This window comes from Staphylococcus sp. HMSC06C11 (assembly GCF_001808345.1).
Lineage (GTDB): Bacteria > Bacillota > Bacilli > Staphylococcales > Staphylococcaceae > Staphylococcus > Staphylococcus capitis.
The window spans coordinates 122890-138181 of sequence record NZ_KV793045.1; the positions used below are offsets into that span (position 1 = coordinate 122890).

Sequence of the window (15292 nt, forward strand, 5' to 3'; positions counted from 1 at the left end):
GGCTGATAACATTTTTGATTTTGGGAAAGGTATAACGTTGATTAACTCGCCATAAGACATCTACTGAAGCTATCAAAGAGTACATGTACGCTATTAAGTCGAGAATGGCGCTTTTCATAGCGAAGTCTCTTTAAGTTATATCATCGTTCATTAAACTATACTTAGGGTTGTCATGATTTAAATAGTTGAGTGATTTGAATAAAGTTTTTTTTAAAATCTAATTAAACGTATTAAAGTGCTATTATTTAGCAGTATAGCTTGAGCTTGAAATTTTTCCGCTTGAAACGATAACATCTTTATCTTGGAAAGGTTCATTATTAAAGAAACGATTTAGAATATCTTTGACACCATCTTCAATACGTTTTTGAGATTCTAAAGTCATACCTGAATAATGAATAGTCATACCATTTCTAGGCATTGTTCTCCAAGGATGGTCAGCTGGTGCTGGTTGTGGGTACCATACGTCGCCGGCATAACCTTGAATTTGACCACTATTAACAGCGTTGACTAATGCTTGAGTGTTGACGATTTTACCACGAGCTGTATTAACTAAATAACTACCTTTTTTCATTTTATTTAATACATCTTCATTAAATAAATTATCAGTAGAAGGTGTTAATGGTGCATGAATCGTAATTGCATCACTTGTTTTCACAAGTTCTTCGAATTCAACGAATCTTGAGTTTTCGTTATCTTTTTGATTGATTGGATCATAGTGTTGGATAGTTACGTTAAATGGTTTTAAGCGTTCAGCAACTAATTGACCAATACGACCGAAACCAAAGATACCGATTGTTTTGTTTTGAAGTTCGCGAGCTTGGTTACCGACTTTAGATAAGTCCCATTCTCCTTCGACTGATTGACGGTGTCCTTCCATAAAGTTACGTAATACAATAAGTAAGTCCATTACGGCATGTTCAGCTACACTTACAGTATTACTACCTGTTACTTCTACTACACCGACATCATTTTTACTTGCTGCATCTAAATCAACATGATCAGAACCAACACCTGCAGTGATTGCTAATTTTAAGTTTGGTGCTTTCTCGATTCTTTCTTTAGTCATATAAGCAGGATAGAATGGTGCACTAATCACAATATCCATATCGCTTAAGTGTTTATCTAAGTCTTCTTCACCATTTTTCAAGATAACTAATTCATGGTCTGAATCTTTTAAGAAATCTCTAAGACCGATGGCTTTATCTGTATTTAATAATTGATTGTCTAAACCTTCTTCAGTTTCTGGGAATAATGCTACAATTTTCATACTCTATACACTCCTAAATTTAGAATTTTATCTAGTAAAAGTTCTAGCTATTCTATGATGAGAGCACTTATAACGTTTATAAAAAAATACTCAGCCTATTTGTCTAAACCACCTCCTTAAATGTATGAATTCTCATAAGCATTTAAAATGTAAGTGGGTTAGCAAACAGCACTGAGTACCTTACACCAATCCCATAGTATTATTACTATATTATTTGTTATTCAATTGATTTATCAAAAACGAAGATTGAAACAACTTCGTCGTCTTCTAAATTAACATCTGTAAAAAGTTTTACGAAATTTGCTCCAACAAGTTCCTCCATTTCAACTGGAGGTTTTTGTTTATATAATTCTTTAATTTCTTCAGTACGTCCATATTTAAGCATACTCTGAAAATCTTTATTTCTCAAATAAAAGTTTTCAACTTTACTTAAACTACCTGTCATATGACAAATTGCCCAGTTATCTTTAAAAAAGACTTTAACTTGTTCGGGGCCTTTACCAATATATGATTTACGGTAAGAACGTACTAAATTCGCAAATTGTTGGGTTTTCTTATTAGCTACTATCTCTTTCACCCTCTTTAATTTACGTTTCAGTTGTGACAACTTTGTGTATCTCTTAATTCCATCATAATACTACTTCTACTTTTTGAAAAGGGTTAAGCTCAAATTAATTGAAAATAATTATCATATGAGAGTTGCAATGTTTTAAATCTTTAATTTAAAAGCACATAAAAACTGTCAACAACGTTTATTGTGACAGTTTAGTATGATATTTGCTTATTTAATAACAAAACGTGATTCATCTAATTCGCTTCTAAAGGCTTTTTGTTGTGCTTTAGATTTCTTCTTGAAGTCCTTTAAGAATTCTTCGTATTTTGGTAATACATCATCAAGTTCACCAAATTCTTTTAATTTGCCACCTTCAATCCAAGCAATTTTTGTACAGAATTCTCTGACTTGGCGGAGATTATGGCTAACAAAGAAAATAGTTTTTTTCGCTTCTTTAAATTCATAAATTTTATCTAAACATTTTTGAGTAAATGTTTGATCTCCTACAGAAAGCGCTTCGTCAATAACCAAAATATCTGGATTAACAGTTACATTAATTGAAAATCCTAATTTAGCACGCATACCACTGGAATATTTTTTCACTGGTTGATAGATGAATTCACCTAATTCACTAAAATCAATGATTTTAGGCATTAACTCTTTGATTTCTTTACGTTTAAACCCCATACACAACATTTTAAATTCAATGTTTTCTACTCCTGTTAGTTGACCGTTTAAACCTGCATTAATTGCAATTACACTGACATCACCATGTCGTTCAATTTCTCCAGAGGAAGGGGAAAGTGAGCCGCCTATCATGTTACTTAAGGTAGACTTTCCGGAACCGTTAATTCCTACTAGACCTATGACGTCGCCTTCATGTGCTGTAAGTGAAACACCATCTAAAGCGAAAAATGTTTTATTTTTATTTTTAGGGATTAAAGCATCTTTAATTCGATCTTTATTATTTCTATATATACGGTATTCTTTAGTTACATTTTCAATATTTACCGAAACGCTCATTTTAGTACCTTCCTTATATACATTTATATAGATTATAATATACAACACATCAGTTGTTAAATTTATTAACCTAGTGTAAAGTGAATAGAAGATTTTGTTAAAATTATTAAATGTGAAAATACTATCTTTGTCATACTTCACATAAAAGTTAAATATTATCATTACTGTTTTTAACGATAATGATTGTATAATATAATATGCTTGTAATAAACAATAAGCTATTATTCAGAATAAAGTGATTACAAAATATAAGTTTAAAAGACTATTTAATAAAGTTTTACAATAGATAGATTTCTATTGCATGAGAAAGCGTGGTTGGGTTTAATGTCAGCAGTTGGAACTGTTTTAAAGGAACACCTCAAAAACTTCTATTTAATTCAAAGACTGGCACAATTTCAAATTAAAATCTCAAATCACAGTAACTATTTAGGAATGGCATGGGAAATTTTAAACCCAGCGCTACAAATTATGGTTTACTGGCTAGTTTTTGGTTTAGGAATTAGAAGTAATGCACCAATACATGGTATCCCATTTGTATTTTGGTTGCTAGTGGGAATTAGTATGTGGTTTTTCATTAACCAAGGTGTTCTTGAAGGTACCAAATCAATTTCACAAAAATTTAATCAAGTTGCTAAAATGAATTTTCCATTATCTATTATTCCCACGTACATTGTAACTAGCAGATTTTACGGTCATTTAGGATTGTTAGCAATTATTATCATCGCATGTATGTTTAAAGGAATTATACCGAGTATTCATATTGTTCAATTATTAATTTATGTACCTTTTGCATTTTTATTAACTTCATCCGTAGCCTTGTTAACGTCAACGCTAGGAATACTTGTAAGGGATACACAAATGATAATGCAAGCGCTCATGAGAATATTATTCTATATGTCTCCAATTTTATGGGTACCTAAAAATCATGGTGTGAGTGGTGTTATACATCAAATTATGATGTTCAACCCAGTTTATTTTATTGCCGAATCATATCGTGCGGCAATTTTATTCCATCAATGGTACTTTATCGATCATTGGAAATTGATGTTATATAACATTTGTATTATTATTTTGTTCTTTGTTATTGGCTCTATTCTTCATAAACGTTATAGAGATCATTTTGCAGATTTCTTATAAAGATTTATACATTGCCTTGGTCCACTCTGGATCAAGGTTTTATTTTTGAAAAATAAAATCACACACTACAACTTTTTAATGAGCATTAAAGATACTATTATCATTTTCTAAGGAAGAAAGAATCGTTTATAATTTAATAATACGATTGAGTAAATAAAGACGGTGAAAACATGAGAATTCTAATAAAAAAAATATATATGTTTATAATTAAGGTGTTAAATTATCTATTTAAAACTAAGAAAATAAACCGAAATCATATAGTAGTTATGATGACCTTTAAACAAGATGTGTTTCCAATAATTGAAGCATTAAGTCAACAGAAGTACGATATTACAGTTATTGGAAAAATGAAGGATCAAGCGCATTTAAAAAACTTGAAAAATATAACATTCATACCTGCAGGAAATAAAAATGTGATTAGCCATATTAAGGCATTAAGCTCAGCTAAAGTCATTATTATTGACACGTATTATCTTATGATGGGCGGATATCATAAAAAGAAAGGACAAGCTGTCATTCAAACTTGGCATGCAGCGGGAGCGCTCAAAGATTTCGGTTTGACCGACCATCAGGTGGACGTGAATAATCAAACAATGGTTAAACAATATAAGCGTGTTTACGATGCAACAGACTATTATTTAATAGGTGGAGAAGAGATGGCTCAGTGCTTTAAGGAATCATTTGAAGCACGTCCTGATCAAATGTTAAAGTTTGGACTTCCTAGATTAGTAAAATATTTAAATATTGATATAGAAGAAGCACAACGTAGTTTGAAAGCGAAGTATCATATTAAAGATAAATTAGCGGTATATGTGCCTACGTATAGGGAATCTAAAATTGCAAATAGGACTATAAATAAAGAGAAGTTTGAACAAAACCTACCTAATTATACGTTATTAAGCCATTTGCACCCTTCGATTAGAGATCGACAATCATCACAAGATATCGATATATCTTCTTTAATGATTATGGCAGACGTCATTATTAGTGATTATAGTTCGCTACCAATTGAAGCAAGTTTGCTCAATAAACCTACCTTATTCTATAACTATGATGAGAAAGAATATGAAAATGTTAGAGGATTGAATTCATTTTATTATGAGATTCCAAATGACTATAAATTTACTGATGAAAATAGTTTAATTCAAGCACTTAAAGAGAATGATGTACCACTACAATCATTATTTAATACTTGGCATCGATATAATACGAAAGAAAGTTTAAACGAGTTAGTCAATTTTATAAATAAGTTGGTGAAATTATGAAATTAGCAATAATTATTCCAGTATATAATGCTGAAGATACTATCAAACGAGCAATCCTTTCTGTGGATAGTAAGTCAGATTATGAAATTATCTGCGTAAATGATGGTTCGACCGATAATACAAAACGCGTGCTTACAGAACTTCAGAAAGAGCATAAAAATATTAAAGTGATTAATCAAGATAATCAAGGTGCAGCACGTAGTAGAAACGTTGGATTAGAGGCAATGTCAGATGACGTTGAAGGATTTCTATTTTTAGATGCTGATGACGAGTTCTTACCTAGTAGAATTGATTTAATGGTTGAAGCATTTCAAAAAAATGAAGAAACTGATGTAGTTATAGGACAAATGGGCAGAGGTATCAATGGTGATTGGAAAGTGATTCCGACACATGATGATATTGTATTGGATGAGTTAGTCACGCTTGATCGCAAGCCTGAAATTTTACAGTCGATAGGTCCTGGCGCTAAATTATTTAGTGCCAAATATGCAGGATTACGTTTTGATGAGGATGTCGTATTCTGTGAAGAACACACGTTTATTGTGAGAGCATTTTCTAAAGCAAGAGATATTCAACTTATACCAAATATTGTTTATGTATATAATGAAAGAGAAGGGTCAGTTACAGCTCAACGTGCTGATACATTTCTCCCTTATATGAAGGACGCTTTAAAAGTGCGTCGACGTGTCATGGAGTTATTGTTACTCATTGAGGAAAAGACATATTACAGTTATCGGATGGATAATCTTATCGTAAGTTATTTAATACAAGCGCATTTAATGAAGAATAGTCAAATGACTCAATCGTTCATGGATAGTGTTACAACTTATATGAAAGCTATGCAACATACCCATTACTCAGGGAATGCAATGTTTAGAATTGTAAGAGCTGTTGAGCAAAGTGCAACAAATTGGACGAAAACGTTTTATCAACAATGGAGAAAGACATTACAAGGTGTTGGTATAGGTCGACCTGGTTATTTACGTTTTAAAGTTTCAGTACTTCCTAGACGTGCATCATTTTCAGGGAAGCAATCATTAAAACGCATGTTAAATAAGAAATAATGCAATAAGAAAATTTGTATAAAATTATCCTTATCTTATATTGAATTAATGGTAAGGGTGAAATATTTATGCTACATTAAGATTGTAAATTTTTATTAAATTTTAAGTTAAGGAGAATACGTATCATGAAACGAGTAATTACTTATGGTACATATGATTTACTACATTATGGTCATATCGAATTACTGAGAAGAGCACGTGAAATGGGCGATTATCTTATCGTGGCGCTCTCTACAGATGAATTCAACCAAATAAAAAATAAAAAGTCGTACTATGATTATGAGCAACGTAAAATGATGTTAGAGTCTATTCGTTATGTAGATTTAGTAATCCCTGAAGAAGGATGGGGCCAAAAAGAAAAAGATGTTGATCGTTTTGAAGTTGATGTCTTTGTTATGGGTCACGATTGGGAAGGCGAATTTGATTTCTTGAAAGATAAATGCGAAGTGATTTATCTAAATCGTACAGAAGGTATCTCAACAACTAAGATTAAACAAGAATTATATGGAAAAGATGCTAAATAACTTTAAAACTATTTACATGCGTGTTACTAAGAGTAGCACGCATATTTTTTGTATAAGAATTAAATGATTATTGCGTAAAATTATAGGCGTGGACCTTCGTCAGTTGAACTAAAAGGTGTTATAATACTTAATGCGAAGTACAAAGTTATAATGAACGTAAATAGCTTAAGATAAAGGGAATTTTTAAGAATTATTTTACAGGACTTGTTAATCTTTTTTATTTATTATATTTAATAATGTAAAATCATTTTTGTAATTTAAAAGATTGTAAAGTGTATTATTATTTGGGGTAGAAATGGATTTATAGTATGATTGAGCAAAATGAAAATATGACAATTTAAGACGAGGTAAAATTATGAAACAACAAAACCCTTTATTTTTCTTATTTAAGAGGCTTTCATGGCCATATGGGTTAATCATTGCAGCGGTTATTATTACTTCGTTAGGAAGTTTGAGTGGGCTATTAGTGCCATTATTTACAGGACGAATTGTAGATAAATTCTCTGTAAGTAGTATTAATTGGGGCATGATAGGAATTTTTGGCGCAATTTTCTTAGTTAACGCGTTACTAAGTGGTGTAGGACTTTATTTACTTAGTAAAATTGGTGAGAAAATTATTTATGCCATTCGTTCTATATTATGGGAACATATCATCCAATTAAAAATGCCGTTCTTTGATAAAAACGAAAGTGGTCAGTTAATGAGTCGTCTTACTGATGACACAAAGGTTATTAATGAATTTATATCTCAAAAATTGCCTAATTTATTACCATCAGTATTAACTTTAATAGGTTCTTTAATAATGTTATTTATAATGGATTGGAAATTAACATTACTTACATTTATTACGATACCTATATTTGTTTTTATCATGATTCCACTAGGTCGAGTAATGCAAAAGATTTCTACAAATACGCAATCTGAAATCGCTAATTTTAGTGGTTTACTCGGTCGTGTGCTTACGGAAATGAGATTGGTTAAGGTTTCTAATACTGAAAGATTAGAGCTAGACAATGCACATGTTAATTTGAAAAAGATTTACAATCTTGGCTTAAAGCAGGCTAAAATTTCAGCCATTGTGCAACCAATTTCAGGTGTAGTTATGTTACTTACAATTGCGATTATTTTAGGCTTCGGTGCCCTAGAAATTGGTACAGGTGCTATTACGCCAGGTACATTAATCGCTATGATTTTCTATGTTATTCAACTTTCAATGCCTTTAATTAATTTATCTACGTTGGTTACTGATTATAAAAGAGCTGTCGGTGCAAGTCAGCGTATACATGAAATTATGCAAGAACCAATTGAACCAACTGAAGCTTTATCTGAATCTAAAGATGAAATCGTTGAAGATGGAGAGCTAAGCTTTGAAAATGTGGATTTTAAATATGATGTTAAGAAAATCTTGAACGATGTTACGTTTAATATACCTCAAGGCAAAGTAAGTGCCTTTGTGGGACCTTCAGGTTCAGGTAAAAGTACAATTTTCAATTTAATTGAACGTATGTATGATATTGAAAATGGAGACATTAAATATAATCATCGCAGTATATATGATATCCCATTGTCTAAATGGCGTAATAAGATTGGTTACGTTATGCAATCTAACTCAATGATGAGTGGTTCAATTCGAGATAACATATTATATGGTATCAATAGGAAAGTAACAGATGATGAATTAATTGAATATGCTAAACTTGCGAATTGTCATGAATTCATCATGCAATTTGATGAAGGCTATGACACTATGGTTGGTGAAAGAGGCCTTAAATTATCTGGTGGTCAACGTCAACGTATTGATATTGCGAGAAGCTTTGTTAAGAACCCAGATATTTTACTATTAGATGAGGCTACTGCCAATTTAGATAGTGAAAGTGAAGTTAAAATTCAAGAAGCGCTTGAGACATTAATGGAAGGTAGAACAACAGTAGTCATCGCTCATCGACTTTCCACTATTAAGAAAGCAGGACAAATTATCTTTATTGATAAAGGTCAAGTCACTGGTAAAGGTACTCATGGTGAATTAATGGCATCTCATGAAAAATATAAAAACTTTGTCACATCTCAAAAATTATCAGACTAAGTTATAGCACGTTCCACTATAATGTGGGGCGTGTTTTTTTATCTCCTCCTAAATATTGTGAGATATTCGTAAAACCATTATTTTAACCTAAATTTACAAGTGGTATAATGTCTCTTGTAAGAAGTGGAACGTTAGATATACATAATGTTATAAAGTACGGGTTATGACCGGATTTAAATGATTTAAATGATATAAAGTTCAAATCTAGAAGCCCTTCTTGTAGAGTTTTGTAGTCTTACTACTATTTATATTGGATGTTTAATTATTTTTTATGAAAATACATGAATAGGTAGGTGCCAAATGTTTTTACTAATTAATATCATTGGGTTAATCGTATTTTTGGGTATAGCGGTTATATTTTCAAGGAATCGTAAAAATATTCAATGGAAATCGATACTGATTTTAGTCATCTTGAATTTGTTTTTAGCATGGTTCTTTATTTATTTTCCATGGGGAAGAAATGGAGTCAAAGGTGCGGCAAATGGGATAGCATGGGTGATAGAATCTGCGCACAAAGGAACTGGATTCGCGTTTGCTAGTTTCACTACTGGAAAGCAGATGGATATGGCTATTAGCGCGTTATTTCCTATCTTATTAGTTGTACCGTTATTTGATATTTTGATGTACTTTAATATACTTCCAAAAATTATTGGAAGTATTGGATGGTTACTTGCTAAGATTACTCGTCAACCAAAATTTGAATCATTCTTTGGTGTGGAAATGATGTTCTTAGGAAATACTGAAGCCTTAGCTGTTTCCAATGAACAACTGAAACGTATGAATGAAATGCGTGTATTAACTTTGGCTATGATGTCGATGAGTTCCGTTTCAGGGGCTATTGTTGGTGCTTATGTTCAAATGATACCTGGCGAGCTCGTTTTGACAGCTATTCCTCTAAACATAATTAACGCGATTATCGTGTCATCTATACTGAATCCAGTATCTGTTGAGGAAAAAGAAGACGTTATTTATAGCATTAAAGATCATCAAGAAGAGCGCCAACCATTCTTCTCTTTCTTAGGAGATTCAGTTTTAGCAGCTGGTAAGCTAGTGCTTATTATCATCGCATTTGTGATTAGTTTCGTAGCGTTAGCTGATTTAATTGATCGCTTTATTCATCTAATCACTGGGTTAATTGCCCATGGTTTTGGTTGGAAAGGTAGCTTTGGATTAAATCAAATTTTAGGTGTATTTATGTATCCATTCGCTTTATTACTTGGATTGCCTTGGAATGAAGCGTGGGAAGTTGCTCAACAAATGGCTAAAAAAATTGTTACTAACGAATTTGTAGTAATGGGTGAAGTTTCTAAGCAAGTCAATTCACTTTCACCACACCATAGAGCAGTGATTTCAACATTCTTAGTATCATTTGCTAACTTCTCAACTATAGGTATGATTGTAGGTACATTAAAAGGAATTGTTGATAAGAAAACATCAGATTTTGTATCCAAATACGTACCAATGATGTTATTGGCAGGTATTTTAGTATCATTACTAACTGCAGCATTTGTTGGATTATTTGCATGGTAATTAAATTTAAGAATTTAATTATTCTAAGCGTCTGGGACATGATTCCCTAAAAGAGTAGCAGTAAAATGATTTCTAATTAAAATCATTTTACTGCTACTTTTATATTCATTACTTCGTATAGTATGGTTTCGTGTCGCAGTGTGTCCGTCTCAATCTAGGTTTAGGACTGGGACTGCTCCTTCAGGAATCTCGTCAAAGATACTACATATTACCATGTAATTTCACATCGATATACTTTAAAATATAAGGCACTTTCCTATCATTGAATAAACTTCACTAAACTGAATTACCGAGATGCCTTATGAATAAAAAACTATAATAAGACTCAATTTACACGATTAATAAAAACTTCAGTTCTTATCTCCCTAAAAAATATTTCGCAACATGTTAGAGAAATTGTTGGAACAATCCTTTTTATTATTTAATAGGAGGCTGAAAAGCTCTTTGAAATGATAAAAACCAAGTATAGAAAGTGAGGAGACACTTCTTATACTTGGCTTTTATGGGAAATGAATATTAATGTACTTGTAACGGTAAGGACTAGGTACTGTCACAGTACTTCGAGCAAAATTTGTTTTGTTACTATAAACAACACAAAGGAGATAACTTCTCTTTCAAGAAGTTAAAATAATTATAGCAGAACTTATGTCATAAGTAAATTAAAAATTCAGAATATTTTAATTTGTTCGTCGATTGGTGTTTTATGAATAAGCAAATGCTAGTTGAGAAAGAAATAACAGTAAAAATATAATTTTTTACATTATTTAATCAATGACTTTGTTAAATATAAAAGATTTTGTTGAAGTAGTGTTGTAGAATATTACACGCTTGTGCTACCATTTTTATATTAAGAGAAAATAAAGGGGTGGTTGAATGAAAAGAACAATCAGAGATATATTATTAGTTATTGCTGGTTCATTCATTTTCTCAGCAGGAGTTAATGCTTTTATTATTTCTGGTAACTTAGGTGAGGGAGGAGTTACCGGTATAGCAATTGTATTATATTACGCATTTCATTTATCACCTGCAATTACAAACTTTGTGGTTAATGCTGTATTAATCATCATTGGCTATAAGTTTTTAAGTAAACGTAGTATGTATTTAACAGTTGTAGCAACTATTTTAATGTCTATCTTTTTAGATCTAACTGAGTCATGGCACGTGCATACAGGTAATGTGATTGTTAACGCAGTTTTTGGTGGTACGTGTGTCGGTGTGGGTATCGGAGTCATAGTATTAGCTGGAGGTACAACTGCTGGTACTGTCATATTAGCTAGAATCGTAAATAAATATTTAGATATCAGTACTCCATATGCTTTGCTTTTCTTCGATTTACTTGTGGTATTAATTTCTTTAACTCAAATTTCATTAGATAAGGCTTTAGTAACTATTATTTCTTTATATATAGGTACTAAAGTCATGGAATATGTGATCGAGGGTTTAAATACAAAGAAAGCAATGACTATTATTTCGAGTACGCCCGATGAGGTAGCTAAAGCCATTGATGAACAAGTTGGTAGAGGTTTAACAATACTCAATGGTCATGGGTATTATACACGTGAAGAAAAAGACGTGTTATATGTAGTTATCTCTAAAACTCAGGTCTCACGTGCTAAACGTATTATTAGAAATATTGATGAAAAAGCATTTTTAGTTATTCATGATGTAAGAGATGTGTATGGTAATGGTTTCTTACTAGATGAATAATATTAAATTATTTAGTGAAAAAGCGGGACAGAAAGATTTTCTGTCCCGCTTTTCGTCGTTACTTTTCAAATTAAATGATTTAACCGATTAATAAAAATATCTGTTAGTCATTAAAAGCTATAGATGTTATAATAATATCTATGATAATGATTATCAATTACGATTAATAATGAAATAATAAACACGAAAAAATAAATTCAATGTTTTTACGATATAAAATGTATTATTTAGATGAAAGTAGGGGAATTATGAGTCGTTTAAACGGTGAACAAGTTAAAATTGGTTACGGTGATACTACGATTATTAATAATTTAGACGTAGAGGTCCCAGATGGTAAAGTGACTTCTATAATTGGACCTAATGGTTGTGGCAAATCTACATTGCTTAAAGCATTATCACGCTTGTTGTCTATTAAAGAAGGTGCAATTCATTTAGATGGTAAAAGTATCCATGCTCAATCAACTAAAGAAATTGCTAAGAAGATTGCGATACTTCCTCAATCACCTGAAGTTGCTGACGGTTTAACGGTAGGTGAACTCGTATCATATGGACGTTTTCCGCATCAGAAGGGCTTTGGCCGTTTAACAGCAGAAGATAAAAAAGAAATTGATTGGGCATTATCAGTTACTGGTACTAGTGAATTCCGTCATCGTTCAATCAATGATTTAAGTGGTGGACAAAGACAGCGTGTTTGGATTGCAATGGCATTAGCACAACGTACGGATATTATATTCTTAGATGAACCTACAACTTATTTAGATATTTGTCATCAATTAGAAATACTAGAACTTGTACAGAAATTAAATAAAGAACAAGGTTGTACGATTGTAATGGTATTGCATGATATTAACCAAGCTATTCGCTTCTCGGATCATTTAATTGCTATGAAAGATGGCAATATTGTAGCAAATGGTACAACTCAAGAAGTACTTACTAAAGATAATTTAGAAAAAGTATTCAATATCGATGTGGTATTAGATGAAGATCCTCGTACTGGTAAACCTCTACTTGTTACTTATGATTTGTTTAGTAAGACTTACTCGTAAAAGAGAAGACAAAGGATTAAAAATACAATGTTAGAAAAAAAGAAAAATGAAAACTTTAAGTTTATATCGCTTTTAATAGGTGGAGTAATAGTGCTAATACTAGCACTATTTCTTTCTATTTTATTTGGGAAAGCACATGTTGATATTCCTACCATATTTGATGCAATTTTCAATTATAATCCTAAAAATCAAAATCATAATATCATAAGTGAAATTAGAATACCTAGAGATTTAGGTGCAATTCTTGTAGGGATGGCTTTAGCTGTAGCTGGTGCTGTTATTCAAGGTGTAACTAAGAATGGGCTTGCTGATCCAAGTTTAATTGGACTAAACTCAGGTGCAACGTTTGGTTTGGCAATGACCTATGCTTTTTATCCTGAGGCACCATTTTTATTATTAATGATATCTGGATTTTTAGGTGCACTTTTAGGTGGCTTCATCGTGTTAATGATTGGGCGGTCTAGGCGTGATGGATTTAATCCTATGCGTATTATCTTAGCTGGTGCAGCTATAAGTGCGTTATTAACTGCACTAAGTCAAGGTGTCGCTCTTATATTTAGGTTAAATCAATCTCTAACTTTTTGGAGTGCTGGGGGAATATCAGGTACAACATGGGGACAACTTATATGGAGTGGCCCAATAATTATCGTTACGCTAATTATTATTTTAGTTATTAGCAAGCAACTTACTATTTTGAATTTAGGTGAATCACTTGCTAAGGGATTAGGCCAAAATGTCTCTATGATTCGCGGACTAAGCTTAGTTTTATCAATGATACTCGCTGGCGTTGCTGTGGCAATGGTTGGACAAATTGCTTTTGTAGGCTTAATGGTACCTCACATTGTTCGCTTTATTATAGGTACAGATTATTCAAAAGTGCTCCCACTGACTGCAATATTTGGTGGTGTATTAGTATTAGTTGCTGACATGATTGCAAGACTACTAGGCGAAGCCCCGGTAGGAGCAATTATTTCGTTTATTGGCGTACCTTACTTTTTATACCTTGTTAAAAAAGGAGGACGTTCAATATGATTGATCCGAATTTAAGACGTAAACAAATCATTACTTTTATCGTATTTGCCATATTACTATTTGCAGCATGTACTTGGAGTATTGCTTCAGGGGAATATAAAATACCTGTGCCAAATTTCTTTAAAACTCTAATTGGTCAGGGTGATGATACGGACTCGCTTATTTTAATAGATTTCCGACTTCCTCGCATGTTGATTACAATTTTAGCAGGTGCAGCGCTAAGTATGAGTGGTGCCGTTGTTCAAAGTGTTACTAAAAATCCTATAGCAGAACCTGGTATTTTAGGAATTAATGCAGGCGGGGGCTTTGCGATAGCATTATTTGTAACAATTGGACAAGTTAAACCAGATAATTTCGTTTATGTTTTACCTATAATTAGTTTAGTTGGTGGTGTCGCTACAGCATTAGTTATATTTATTTTTAGTGTAAATAAATATAGTGGGTTAACCCCTGCCAGCATGGTATTAATAGGTGTAGGTATGCAAACGGCATTATATGGAGGCTCTATTACCCTGATGTCAAAGTTTGATGAAGATCAATCAGAATTCATGGCAACTTGGTTTGCTGGTAATATTTGGGGAGATGATTGGACATTTGTTCTTGCATTTATTCCTTGGATCATGGTTATCGTGCCATATCTGTTATTTAAATCAAATGAATTAAATATTATTAATACACATGAACATGTTGCTAAGGGTTTAGGCGTTAAAGTTGAACGTGAGAGAATAGTGTTATTTTTTGTAGCAGTTATTTTATCTTCAGTCGCTGTTGCGGTTGCTGGTGCAATTTCATTTATTGGTTTGATGGGGCCACATATAGCCAAACGTATAGTGGGTCCTAGACATCAACTTTTTTTACCAATTGCCATATTAGTTGGTGCATTTTTACTTGTTTTTTCCGATACTTTAGGAAAGGTTATTCTCCAACCGTCTGGCGTTCCTGCAGGTATAGTAGTTGCTATTATAGGGGCACCCTACTTCTTATACCTAATGTATAGAACAAAAAGTGTATAGATTAGTTAAGTGATAGGTAAAATATTAAATTTGAATATCGAGCGTATT

13 protein-coding genes are annotated in these 15292 nt (G+C 32.2%); 10 read left to right on the top strand and 3 right to left on the bottom strand.

Annotated features, from left to right (window positions below; all coding sequences use genetic code 11):
* Window positions 1-241: 241 nt before the first annotated feature.
* The 3 genes from HMPREF3154_RS07910 to tagH all read right to left on the bottom strand — a co-directional run bounded on the left by HMPREF3154_RS07910 (window position 242) and on the right by tagH (window position 2843).
* Window positions 242-1267 carry an NAD-dependent formate dehydrogenase gene (locus tag HMPREF3154_RS07910; RefSeq protein WP_002433219.1) on the bottom strand — a complete coding sequence of 342 codons (1026 nt, stop codon included), beginning with the start codon at window positions 1265-1267 and terminating at the stop codon, window positions 242-244.
* A gap of 217 nt (window positions 1268-1484) precedes the next feature.
* Window positions 1485-1844, bottom strand: a complete 360-nt coding sequence (locus tag HMPREF3154_RS07915) for a Na-translocating system protein MpsC family protein (RefSeq protein ID WP_030059007.1) — start codon at window positions 1842-1844, stop codon at window positions 1485-1487.
* Between the two features lie 204 nt (window positions 1845-2048).
* Window positions 2049-2843, bottom strand: coding sequence for a teichoic acids export ABC transporter ATP-binding subunit TagH (gene tagH, locus HMPREF3154_RS07920; RefSeq protein ID WP_002433506.1), 795 nt, complete (start codon window positions 2841-2843; stop codon window positions 2049-2051).
* Window positions 2844-3167: 324 nt separating this feature from the next.
* Between tagH and tagG the strand changes: the two genes are divergently transcribed.
* The 10 genes from tagG to HMPREF3154_RS07970 all read left to right on the top strand — a co-directional run bounded on the left by tagG (window position 3168) and on the right by HMPREF3154_RS07970 (window position 15244).
* Window positions 3168-3980 carry a teichoic acids export ABC transporter permease subunit TagG gene (gene tagG / locus HMPREF3154_RS07925; RefSeq protein WP_030059008.1) on the top strand — a complete coding sequence of 271 codons (813 nt, stop codon included), beginning with the start codon at window positions 3168-3170 and terminating at the stop codon, window positions 3978-3980.
* A gap of 170 nt (window positions 3981-4150) precedes the next feature.
* On the top strand, window positions 4151-5245 hold the full coding sequence (tarB, locus tag HMPREF3154_RS07930; RefSeq protein ID WP_030059010.1) for a teichoic acid glycerol-phosphate primase TarB: 1095 nt from the start codon (window positions 4151-4153) through the stop codon (window positions 5243-5245).
* Window positions 5242-6309, top strand: a complete 1068-nt coding sequence (locus HMPREF3154_RS07935) for a glycosyltransferase family 2 protein (RefSeq protein WP_070474591.1) — start codon at window positions 5242-5244, stop codon at window positions 6307-6309. Before tarB ends, HMPREF3154_RS07935 begins: the two co-directional genes overlap by 4 nt.
* 125 nt (window positions 6310-6434) lie before the next feature.
* Entirely contained in the window at window positions 6435-6833 is a 399-nt protein-coding gene (gene tagD / locus HMPREF3154_RS07940) for a glycerol-3-phosphate cytidylyltransferase (protein WP_002433252.1), read from the top strand.
* A gap of 355 nt (window positions 6834-7188) precedes the next feature.
* Entirely contained in the window at window positions 7189-8916 is a 1728-nt protein-coding gene (locus HMPREF3154_RS07945; protein WP_002469828.1) for an ABC transporter ATP-binding protein, read from the top strand.
* Window positions 8917-9216: 300 nt separating this feature from the next.
* Complete coding sequence (locus tag HMPREF3154_RS07950; RefSeq protein WP_030059164.1) at window positions 9217-10446, top strand: NupC/NupG family nucleoside CNT transporter; 1230 nt, start codon at window positions 9217-9219, stop codon at window positions 10444-10446.
* Window positions 10447-11319: 873 nt separating this feature from the next.
* Window positions 11320-12153: a YitT family protein gene (locus HMPREF3154_RS07955; protein WP_002433225.1), complete on the top strand. Its 834-nt coding sequence runs from the start codon at window positions 11320-11322 to the stop codon at window positions 12151-12153.
* 248 nt (window positions 12154-12401) lie between these two features.
* On the top strand, window positions 12402-13199 hold the full coding sequence (locus HMPREF3154_RS07960; RefSeq protein WP_002433244.1) for an ABC transporter ATP-binding protein: 798 nt from the start codon (window positions 12402-12404) through the stop codon (window positions 13197-13199).
* 27 nt (window positions 13200-13226) lie between these two features.
* Window positions 13227-14231 carry a FecCD family ABC transporter permease gene (locus HMPREF3154_RS07965; RefSeq protein WP_002433120.1) on the top strand — a complete coding sequence of 335 codons (1005 nt, stop codon included), beginning with the start codon at window positions 13227-13229 and terminating at the stop codon, window positions 14229-14231.
* Window positions 14228-15244, top strand: a complete 1017-nt coding sequence (locus HMPREF3154_RS07970; protein WP_002433416.1) for a FecCD family ABC transporter permease — start codon at window positions 14228-14230, stop codon at window positions 15242-15244. Before HMPREF3154_RS07965 ends, HMPREF3154_RS07970 begins: the two co-directional genes overlap by 4 nt.
* Window positions 15245-15292: the final 48 nt, after the last annotated feature.

What these genes read in the sequence shown, in the direction of transcription:
- HMPREF3154_RS07910 (WP_002433219.1), bottom strand. Translation starts at nt 1,267, where the DNA reads ATGAAAATTGTAGCATTATTCCCAGAAACTGAAGAAGGTTTAGACAAT.
- tagH (WP_002433506.1), bottom strand. Translation starts at nt 2,843, where the DNA reads ATGAGCGTTTCGGTAAATATTGAAAATGTAACTAAAGAATACCGTATA.
- tagG (WP_030059008.1), top strand. Translation starts at nt 3,168, where the DNA reads ATGTCAGCAGTTGGAACTGTTTTAAAGGAACACCTCAAAAACTTCTAT.
- tarB (WP_030059010.1), top strand. Translation starts at nt 4,151, where the DNA reads ATGAGAATTCTAATAAAAAAAATATATATGTTTATAATTAAGGTGTTA.
- HMPREF3154_RS07935 (WP_070474591.1), top strand. Translation starts at nt 5,242, where the DNA reads ATGAAATTAGCAATAATTATTCCAGTATATAATGCTGAAGATACTATC.
- tagD (WP_002433252.1), top strand. Translation starts at nt 6,435, where the DNA reads ATGAAACGAGTAATTACTTATGGTACATATGATTTACTACATTATGGT.
- HMPREF3154_RS07945 (WP_002469828.1), top strand. Translation starts at nt 7,189, where the DNA reads ATGAAACAACAAAACCCTTTATTTTTCTTATTTAAGAGGCTTTCATGG.
- HMPREF3154_RS07950 (WP_030059164.1), top strand. Translation starts at nt 9,217, where the DNA reads ATGTTTTTACTAATTAATATCATTGGGTTAATCGTATTTTTGGGTATA.
- HMPREF3154_RS07955 (WP_002433225.1), top strand. Translation starts at nt 11,320, where the DNA reads ATGAAAAGAACAATCAGAGATATATTATTAGTTATTGCTGGTTCATTC.
- HMPREF3154_RS07960 (WP_002433244.1), top strand. Translation starts at nt 12,402, where the DNA reads ATGAGTCGTTTAAACGGTGAACAAGTTAAAATTGGTTACGGTGATACT.
- HMPREF3154_RS07965 (WP_002433120.1), top strand. Translation starts at nt 13,227, where the DNA reads ATGTTAGAAAAAAAGAAAAATGAAAACTTTAAGTTTATATCGCTTTTA.
- HMPREF3154_RS07970 (WP_002433416.1), top strand. Translation starts at nt 14,228, where the DNA reads ATGATTGATCCGAATTTAAGACGTAAACAAATCATTACTTTTATCGTA.